This window comes from Pseudomonas sp. BN415 (assembly GCF_029871195.1).
Taxonomy (GTDB): domain Bacteria; phylum Pseudomonadota; class Gammaproteobacteria; order Pseudomonadales; family Pseudomonadaceae; genus Metapseudomonas; species Metapseudomonas resinovorans.
Genome location: NZ_SSOK01000010.1, coordinates 208,991 through 217,214, shown reverse-complemented (window position 1 = coordinate 217,214; position 8,224 = coordinate 208,991). Strand labels below are relative to the sequence as shown.

At 57.3% G+C, this 8,224-nt stretch carries 9 protein-coding genes; 4 read left to right on the top strand and 5 right to left on the bottom strand.

Annotated elements, in window-relative coordinates:
* The 4 genes from E8F20_RS03005 to E8F20_RS02990 form a co-directional block, all read right to left on the bottom strand.
* The coding region (locus E8F20_RS03005) for an LLM class flavin-dependent oxidoreductase (protein ID WP_179057997.1) at positions 1–1,146 on the bottom strand (1,146 nt) is incomplete at its 3' end.
* Positions 1,147–1,394: 248 nt separating this feature from the next.
* Positions 1,395–1,997, bottom strand: coding sequence for a GTP cyclohydrolase II (gene ribA, locus E8F20_RS03000; RefSeq protein WP_280282373.1), 603 nt, complete (start codon positions 1,995–1,997; stop codon positions 1,395–1,397).
* Positions 1,998–2,121: 124 nt separating this feature from the next.
* Positions 2,122–3,225 (bottom strand): bifunctional 3,4-dihydroxy-2-butanone-4-phosphate synthase/GTP cyclohydrolase II, encoded by a 1,104-nt coding sequence (gene ribBA, locus E8F20_RS02995; protein ID WP_280282372.1) that lies wholly within the window; start codon positions 3,223–3,225, stop codon positions 2,122–2,124.
* Positions 3,226–3,265: 40 nt separating this feature from the next.
* Positions 3,266–3,841 (bottom strand): nuclear transport factor 2 family protein, encoded by a 576-nt coding sequence (locus E8F20_RS02990; protein WP_280282371.1) that lies wholly within the window; start codon positions 3,839–3,841, stop codon positions 3,266–3,268.
* A gap of 202 nt (positions 3,842–4,043) precedes the next feature.
* Here E8F20_RS02990 and E8F20_RS02985 point away from each other — a divergent pair, with 202 nt between their 5' ends.
* Complete coding sequence (locus E8F20_RS02985; protein ID WP_280282370.1) at positions 4,044–5,042, top strand: NADPH:quinone oxidoreductase family protein; 999 nt, start codon at positions 4,044–4,046, stop codon at positions 5,040–5,042.
* An 11-nt stretch (positions 5,043–5,053) separates the two neighbouring features.
* On the opposite strand, the gene E8F20_RS02980 is transcribed toward E8F20_RS02985, so the two are convergent.
* Positions 5,054–5,575: a nuclear transport factor 2 family protein gene (locus E8F20_RS02980; protein WP_280282369.1), complete on the bottom strand. Its 522-nt coding sequence runs from the start codon at positions 5,573–5,575 to the stop codon at positions 5,054–5,056.
* 253 nt (positions 5,576–5,828) lie between these two features.
* Here E8F20_RS02980 and E8F20_RS02975 point away from each other — a divergent pair, with 253 nt between their 5' ends.
* The 3 genes from E8F20_RS02975 (at position 5,829) to E8F20_RS02965 (ending at position 8,112) form a co-directional block, all read left to right on the top strand.
* Complete coding sequence (locus E8F20_RS02975) at positions 5,829–6,245, top strand: nuclear transport factor 2 family protein (protein ID WP_280282368.1); 417 nt, start codon at positions 5,829–5,831, stop codon at positions 6,243–6,245.
* A 63-nt stretch (positions 6,246–6,308) separates the two neighbouring features.
* Positions 6,309–7,055, top strand: a complete 747-nt coding sequence (locus tag E8F20_RS02970) for a glucose 1-dehydrogenase (RefSeq protein ID WP_280282367.1) — start codon at positions 6,309–6,311, stop codon at positions 7,053–7,055.
* A 220-nt stretch (positions 7,056–7,275) separates the two neighbouring features.
* Positions 7,276–8,112 carry an alpha/beta hydrolase gene (locus E8F20_RS02965; protein WP_280282366.1) on the top strand — a complete coding sequence of 279 codons (837 nt, stop codon included), beginning with the start codon at positions 7,276–7,278 and terminating at the stop codon, positions 8,110–8,112.
* The last annotated feature ends 112 nt before the right edge of the window (positions 8,113–8,224 follow it).

Here is an 8,224-nt window from a genome sequence, read left to right as displayed (position 1 = left end):
CGTGCCTTCGGCATCCTTGGTCGCGAAGCGAGGAGCCACCAGGCTGGCAAACTTTTCCAGTTCCTCGTTGTTCTGCTCCGGGTCCAGGTGACCCTGACCGAACATCAGGAACAGCTCGTTGAAGCCCAGGCGGTCATGGGCGCGGCCGATCTGATCGGCGATCTCGTCAGCCGAGCCGATCAGCACGTTCGGCATTTTCTGGCCGAACGGGATGAACCACTTGTCCCAGAACCACTTGTGCTCGGCCATCAACTGCTTGGCCTTGTCCTTGTCATCGGTCAGCATCAGGAAACCACCCCAGGCAGCAACATCCTCACGGGCAACCTCCCGCTCGTGCTGGCGTGCGGTATCGGCATAGCGGGTCCACAGGGCATCACAGAAGTCCAGGTCGGAAGCCAGCACGATTGGCTTGCCGCCTTCCCGGGCCCACATGTCGACGGTGCGCATGCTGCCGGCAAAGCCGCCGTAAATTTTCGGGTGGGGACTCTGGTAGCACTTCGGCGCAATGCCGATCTGGCGCACGATGCCATCTGCATCCATGCCCTTGCCCATGCTGGCATAGGCCGGGTGACCGGCAGAGCCGCCATTTGGCGGAAACTCCCAGTGTTTGCCCTTGTGGCTGAACACGTCGTTGGCCCAGGCCTTCTTGATGACCTGCAGCGATTCCTCGAAGACTTCGCGGTTCAGCGCATCTTGCTCGTCGCGGGCCTTGGCGTTGTCCGGCGTAGTGGCGCTGACACCCGGACGCGCAGCATAGGAGTCGACCCAGCGCGCATGGTAGCCACGGGTGAAACCAACCATCAGGCGCCCTTGGAGCATGTGGTCAAGGGTGGCGATTTCTTCAGCGATACGCACCGGGTTATGGGTCGGCAGGGTGTACCCCATGATGCCGGCCTTCATCCGCTTGGAATGCAGGCCCACATAGAGACTGAACATGCCGGGATGGTTGTTGATCTCAAAACCTTCGATCTGCAGGTGATGCTCAGGCTGGCAATAGCCTGCATAACCAAGCTCATCCGCCAGACGAACGTAATCACGCACTTCGGATAGAAAGCGCTGATACAACTCAGGACGCTGCCCAGCCATACCCGCTTCCAGCTCATAACGACGACCGATCACACCTGTTTGCATCAAATGAAACTTCATTGCGTCCCCTCCTGTTCGTTGTGTTATCAAAACTAATCAGCTTCGCTCCGCTTGTCAACACATATGTTGATAGGCTGAACGGAGCAATGAGCGGCAAGCTGAGCCGCCAGCCACGAATCAATAACTCATTGATTTAAATCAAAAAACCCTGGTATCGACGCGACGGACCCGAAGCGGCATAGCGCCCACTTCGAGTCGGCGTGAGCCGCAGGCGCGCGCGGGTCAACCGTTGAAAATAGGATGCGGGATCACTTCAATTTGAGATGGGAGAGCATATGCCCCAACTTGGTTGCCTTGGTTTGCAGGTAATGTGCATTGCAGGGCGTCAGTTCTGACTGCAACTTGACCCTCTCAACAATGTTGATGCCGTCACGCCTCAGGGCCTCCACCTTCCGCGGGTTGTTCGTCATCAGGCGCACAAACTCAATGCCAAAATGACCGAGCATCTGTGCACCAATCAGGTAATTGCGCATGTCAGCTCCGAATCCCAGTTGCTCATTAGCCTCGACAGTGTCTGCCCCCTGATCCTGGAGTTCGTAGGCCCGTAGCTTGTTGATCAAACCAATGCCTCGCCCCTCTTGGCGCAGGTAGAGCAAAATGCCTCGCCCTTCCTCGGCAATCAGTTTCAGCGCGATATTTAACTGCGATCCACAATCGCAGCGCTGACTGAACAGTGCATCTCCGGTCAGACACTCGGAATGCACCCGACACAGGACAGGCTCACCTGAACAGACATCACCCAGTGTAAGGGCAACATGCTCCTTGCCGGTCTCGAGGTCTTCAAACCCGTGAATATCAAAGGTCGCAAAGGGCGTTGGCAGATGCGTGGATACCGCATATTTCAAACTCATATCCTGCTCTCGATCTGTTCAGACATGACCAACGCACAACTTCTTGCACAGCACGACACACATACACCAGCTCGGATTAAATGCTAATTGTTTGAGTCCGGGAACCCAGAACATACGCGAAGAATCAGCGGTAGACGACGTACTCCGAGACCTGCAAGTTGAACCCGGATATCCCGTGATACTTTGCCGGCGACGCCATGAGCCGCATATCCCCCAAGCCGAGATCACGGAGTATCTGCGACCCAACACCAATCATCAGAGGATCACCATCTGCCGATGCTCTAGGCACTTTGGACATGCTACTCAGGGCATCTATCTTGTGTTTCATGTCTGAGGAAGATTCTGCGCCTGCAAGAAGTACCAACACGCCCTTTTTCTCCGCCGCAATTCGCGCAAGGCAGCGCTGGATATTCCAGCCACTACTGCCAGGAATCTGAATGCCGAGCAAATCGCGGAGGCAAACCGACTGCTGCACGCGAACTAGCGTAGCCGAGCCATCCAGTTCGCCCTGGGTCAGAGCCAGGTGGATATCTCCGTTAATACAGTCGCGATAGGAATGCATCATGAATTGACCATGATCGGTCATCACTGACTGCTTATACAGCCGCTCAATGGTCGCTTCATTGACAGCCCGATAATGGATTAGATCGGCAATGGTGCCGATCCTGAGCCCATGCTCCTTGGCAAATTCGATCAATTCAGGCAGGCGCGCCATTGAGCCGTCTTCGTTCATCACTTCACAGATCACCCCGGTTTCATTAAGGCCGGCCAGTCTGGCGAGATCGCAGGAAGCTTCTGTATGCCCAGCGCGAACCAACACACCACCCGGCTCGGCGATCAGTGGGAAAATATGCCCCGGCTGGACAATGTCCTCCGCCCTCGCAGAGTGTGCCGCTGCGGCCTGTACCGTCAGAGCCCGATCCGCGGCGGAGATCCCGGTACTAACCCCCCTTGCCGCCTCAATCGAGGCGGTGAACTTGGTGCCGAACCCTGACCCGTTGTGTTCGACCATCAGCCTCAGCCCCAAGCGTTCGGCCTGGGACTTGCTCATTGGCATGCAAATCAGGCCGCGAGCAAAGCGAGCCATGAAGTTGATGTGCTCAGCCTTCACATGCTGAGCGGCCATGACGAGGTCGCCCTCGTTTTCGCGATCCTCATCGTCAATCAATACGACCATTTTACCGAGGCGGATGTCTTCGATAATGTCTTCAATCTTGTCTAACTGCATAGCTGCACCCTTAATGGCCGTTTGATGGGATTCCCCTTAGCTACAGGTTTTCCCGGCGCGCCGGCAGATCGGCCGCCTGCGGCTCGCCACCCGGCCACCGGACCCGCAGATCTGCGGTGAGTGAGGTCGCAACCTGCTCCCAAGGCCCCATATGTACTGCCAGCATTTCCCTTTTCGAAAAATGCCATTTGCCGTGCAGACGTTGGTATTTGTCGTAATAACGCACGGCCCCAAACAGGCTTTGGCCAGCCATGGCAATTTCGAGATGCGCGCCAACCACTCCCGTTGCGGTGTCATCACCGGTGAAAGTGATCAGGCTATAGTGAGGCGTGTGGATAGTGATGCCCATGTTCGCTCTGGCACTTCGCAGGAAAGCCATGATCGCGGCCCGATCAGTACCGCCGGCGAACCCGCCGGCATGGAATTCTGCTCCAGGCGCAAAGAGCGCCTCCAGGGTAGCGAAGTCATCATCGTCTGTGGCAACGAAGTAGCGGACGGCCAAATCCTGTAGCTCGGCGCGGTCTTCCAGCGCTTTTAGCCTGCGTTCGATATCTGACATATGAATACCCTCTTTCTTGTTTTGAACCATCGTGCGGCCTTTGTCGAAATTAGTCAACACAAGAGTTGATTTGCTCTGTCATCGACCGCCCCCGACTCGATTTCCGGGTAACCGTCCGCGGCCGCCAGCAAGCGACATCGGGGCGAATCATTTCCAGTCTCTGGTTGCAGATCCACGGCAACCAAATCAACAATACAGTTGACTGAAAAGCCTTGCCGGCCCAGATTCGGCGCAGACCATCAACACTAGGAGTGCTTACATGCGGGCAATTATTTGCAGCGAATACGGCCCTGCAGAGGCGCTGACCCAAGGCGAAATGGGCAGCCCGACCATCGGAACCGACGACATTCGCATCAGGGTCTATGGGGCAGCAGTCAATTTCCCAGACAATCTGATCATCCAGGGAAAGTATCAAGCCAAGCCGCCGATGCCCTTTGCCCCAGGCTTTGAGATCGCAGGCGAGGTGATTGAGGTCGGCGCCAATGTCAATGCATTACACCCTGGTGACCGCGTCATGGCTCTGACCCGAGATGGCTACGGCGGATTCGCCGAAGAGGCCGTGGCCCGCGCCGAACTGGCGGTTCCGGTGCCGGAGGGCATGGATTGTGTAACCGCATCAGGCTTTTATTCCTCATACGGCACCAGTTACTACGCTCTGGTTCGCCGCGGCCGGATTCAGGCAAATGAGACTCTCGTTGTGCTCGGCGCCGCGGGCGGCGTGGGCCTTGCCAGTATTGAAATTGCCAAGGCGCTCGGTGCAACAGTCATTGCTGTTGCCAGCTCCAAACACAAGCTGGAAGCTGCCAAGGCACACGGCGCCGACCACCTAATCGATTACAGCAACGAAGACCTGAAGAAGCGGGTACTAGAGCTGACCGACGGCCGAGGGGCGGATATGTGCATGGATACGGTGGGCGGCGAAGCCTTCAATAGCATGTCACGCTGCATGAGCCACGGTGGCAGGCTATTGATTGTCGGCTTCGCCAGCGGACAGATTCCGCAGATACCGGCCAACCTGCTGCTGCTGAAGAACATTCAGGTGGCCGGCATCTTCTGGTGGCCCGCCGTACAACTCGATCCGGCGCAACACCACGCCAGTTTCAGGCACCTGTCGGAGCTTTACAGGGCGGGAAGTCTGAGGCCGCTTATTTCGCGGACGTACCCGCTAGAAAGGACACCGGATGCCCTAAAAATGGCGCTGTCCCGCAATCTGATTGGCAAACTGGTTATCACGCCGACCACCGAACCAGGTAACTAGATCCCCCCAACTCAGCGGGGGGGCTCTGTCGCCATAAGCCTGTATACCGGATCAACCGGGAAGCGATCACCGCGCGTAAATCCATCGAGAGGAATCGGTGCCTCTGCTTCGACCCAGGCTTCCACCTTGTGCCAATCCAACACCACCGTGCGCTCATCAATCTTCCATTCGCCATTGCGCCGGGAGAGACGATCCAGATAACGGGCACCCATTACATCGGCCATCCGTGGACTACCGATTCGCACAAGAGTCGCCATGACCTGCGACTCCGATCGTGCGGAATCTCCATCAACCTCAATCAGCACGTTGGTGATCGAGTGTGTAGTCGCCACGTTAGCGGAGGTTAGGCGTGCGGGTAAAAAACGAGCAAAGTCGCTACCAGCCCCCCGCCAGTAACCATGATCATCGTAGGCGTCGTCATGGTAGACAGAACGGATCAACTCCTCGTCGCAGCGATCCGCACCGCGGCAATAACGGATCAGCACCTCATAGATCGCCTGCTTGTCCAGCAGTACCTGCATGTCTTTGGTCATTACTCTGCCCTTGATGTTGTTATCGCGATCCCGGCCATGGGCCAGGGGTTAAATCGACTCGAACTGGATACAACGGACACGTTCCGTTAGGTCATACAGTGATTCATTCATCGAGCAAATATCAACACATTTGTTGACTTGCAGGGAACAAGAATGCTACTGATGGCCATGGAACAGATGGTGGGGCAAGCCGGGCTGCGCGAGACGCGCTGACAACGATCGGATCCGACAATCCAAGTCACAGGAGTCCAGGATGAACACAGCCAACAACCTACTTGAAGGCAACAAGGAAGTGGTGCGCCATTTCTTGAGCGTTTTCTCCACCGGTGATGTGGCCGGTATTGTCAGCTGCCTGGACGATGACTGTATCTGGTGGATATCCGGCAACGTACCCGGCATTTCTGGCAGCTACAGCAAACTTCAGATGGGAGAACTGCTCGCTGGCGTCGTCAACGTCTACAAGCAAGGCGCTTTGCCGATCACTTCCGGCAGCATGACTGCCGAAGGCAAACGTGTCGCGGTGGAAGCAGAGTCGTGCTCGGAGCTGAAAAACGGACGGGTGTTCAAGAACACCTATCACTTTCTGTTCGAGGTGGATGGTAAGCGCATCACCAATATCCGGGAATACAGTGACACTCTGCACATGTACGAAACCTTCATCGCCGAGTAGATCACACCAGCTTGGCGGGGCGCGGCTGCCCTGCCCAACACAAAACAACAAGAGGACAACAGCGTGGGTCGACTAACAGGCAAAGTGGCGTTGATTACCGGGGCCGCTAGGGGCATGGGCGAGTCCCATGCCAGATGTTTCGTTGCGGAAGGTGCCAAGGTGGTGTTGACCGATCTGTCAGAACAAGCCGGCCAGGCACTGGCTAAGGAGCTTGGCAGTAACGCGTTGTTCTTGAAGCACGACGTCACCTGCGTCAACTCCTGGGCAGAGGTGATGGCCGAGGCCGAATCCGCGTTTGGCCCCCCCACTGTGCTGGTCAACAATGCCGGCATACTTGGCCCGGTAGCCAACACCCTGGCCCTCAGCGAAGCGGATTACCTGAAGGTTTGCAGCATCAACCAGCACTCGGTGTTTCTGGGTATGCGGGCCGTTCTGCCGTCCATGCTCAAGGCCGGCATCGGTTCGATTGTGAACATTTCGTCGATTGCCGGCATGGCCGCAAACTATGGCTTCCCAAACCTGGCCTATGTGGCCAGCAAGTTCGCGGTACGTGGCATGACCAAAGCGACAGCAATTGAATACGGCCCGAAAAACATCCGCGTTAACTCGGTACACCCCGGCTTCATTCAGACGCCGATGATGGTGGAGGCAACCGATGAGAACGGTGGAGATGCGCTGGGCCTGATTCCGTTGGGCCGTATCGCCGACCCCAAAGAGGTCTCCAACCTGGTGCTGTTCCTTGCATCGGACGAGTCCTCCTACATCACAGGCAGTGAACACCTGATTGACGCGGGGATGCTGGCTCAGTAAGTCGCCCGTTATTGCTGAACGAAGATACTTTCACAGCAGCCGTGCTGAGATTTTCTTTGCCAAGCTCGAGACGTCAACAGCCCCTCGCGGGGTACCGACTCGAGCGCGGCGAAGGGTCGTAGCCACGTGACTAGGTCGATGGCTGGCCAGCTGATTGCCCACGCCACCTCCGTCATTGAGCTGCCAGACCTTCGGCTGATTACAAGCGTTGAGACGAAAAATGCGCAAGATGTTATTCAAGGGCGCCGCGGGCATCAGCCTGGCGGCCGATGTCGGCGGCGACCCCGATCGTCAGCCCATCGTGCTGCTGCACGGCGGCGGACAGACTCGTAACTCGTGGAAAAACACGGCGCAGCGCATGGTCGATCGCGGCTATCACACCGTGTCGTTGGACTTGCGCGGCCATGGTGACAGTGGCTGGTCGCACGACCAGGACTACAGCCTGGATGTCTTCGTTGCTGACTTGCATGAGGTTCTGGAGACCCTGCGCCGGCCACCGGTGCTGGTCGGAGCCTCGCTTGGTGGGCTGACTTCACTGCTAGCCATCGGCGAGGCCCGTCAGCCTGCCCAGGGCCTGGTGCTGGTGGACGTGGTGCCGCGGATCGAGGCCGAAGGAGCAGCGGAGATCCTCCAGTTCATGCAGGCTGCCCCGAATGGCTTCACTAGCCTGCAAGAAGCAGCCGATGCGGTTGCAGCCTACCTTCCCCATCGGCAGCGGCCGACCGACTTTGGAGGGCTCAAGCGTAACCTGCGCCTAGGCGCCGATGGCCGCTACCGCTGGCACTACGATCCGGCGTTCACCGCCCCAGACAACCAACGCTCCCGGCACCCCGAGCGTCTAGAAGCTGCTGCATCAAGGGTGGACATACCTACGCTTCTTATCCGTGGCGGTGCCAGCCGGCTGGTCAGTGAAAAAGGGGTAAATCAGCTTCTTGCGCTGATTCCGCACGCTCGGCTGGCCAATGTGGCCGGCGCCGAACATATGGTCGCCGGCGACAGCAACGACGCGTTCAACGATGCCTTGTTCGACTTTCTGAACAGCTCGGTGGAAGCTTAGGGACTATCCGTACTTGATGTTGAAGGTAGGTGCAGCCATTTGAAATCGCGTTGATTTCTACGGCCAAACGGTAGAAGGCAAGGAAGCTATGCTCATGCCTTTCGCAGCGGCT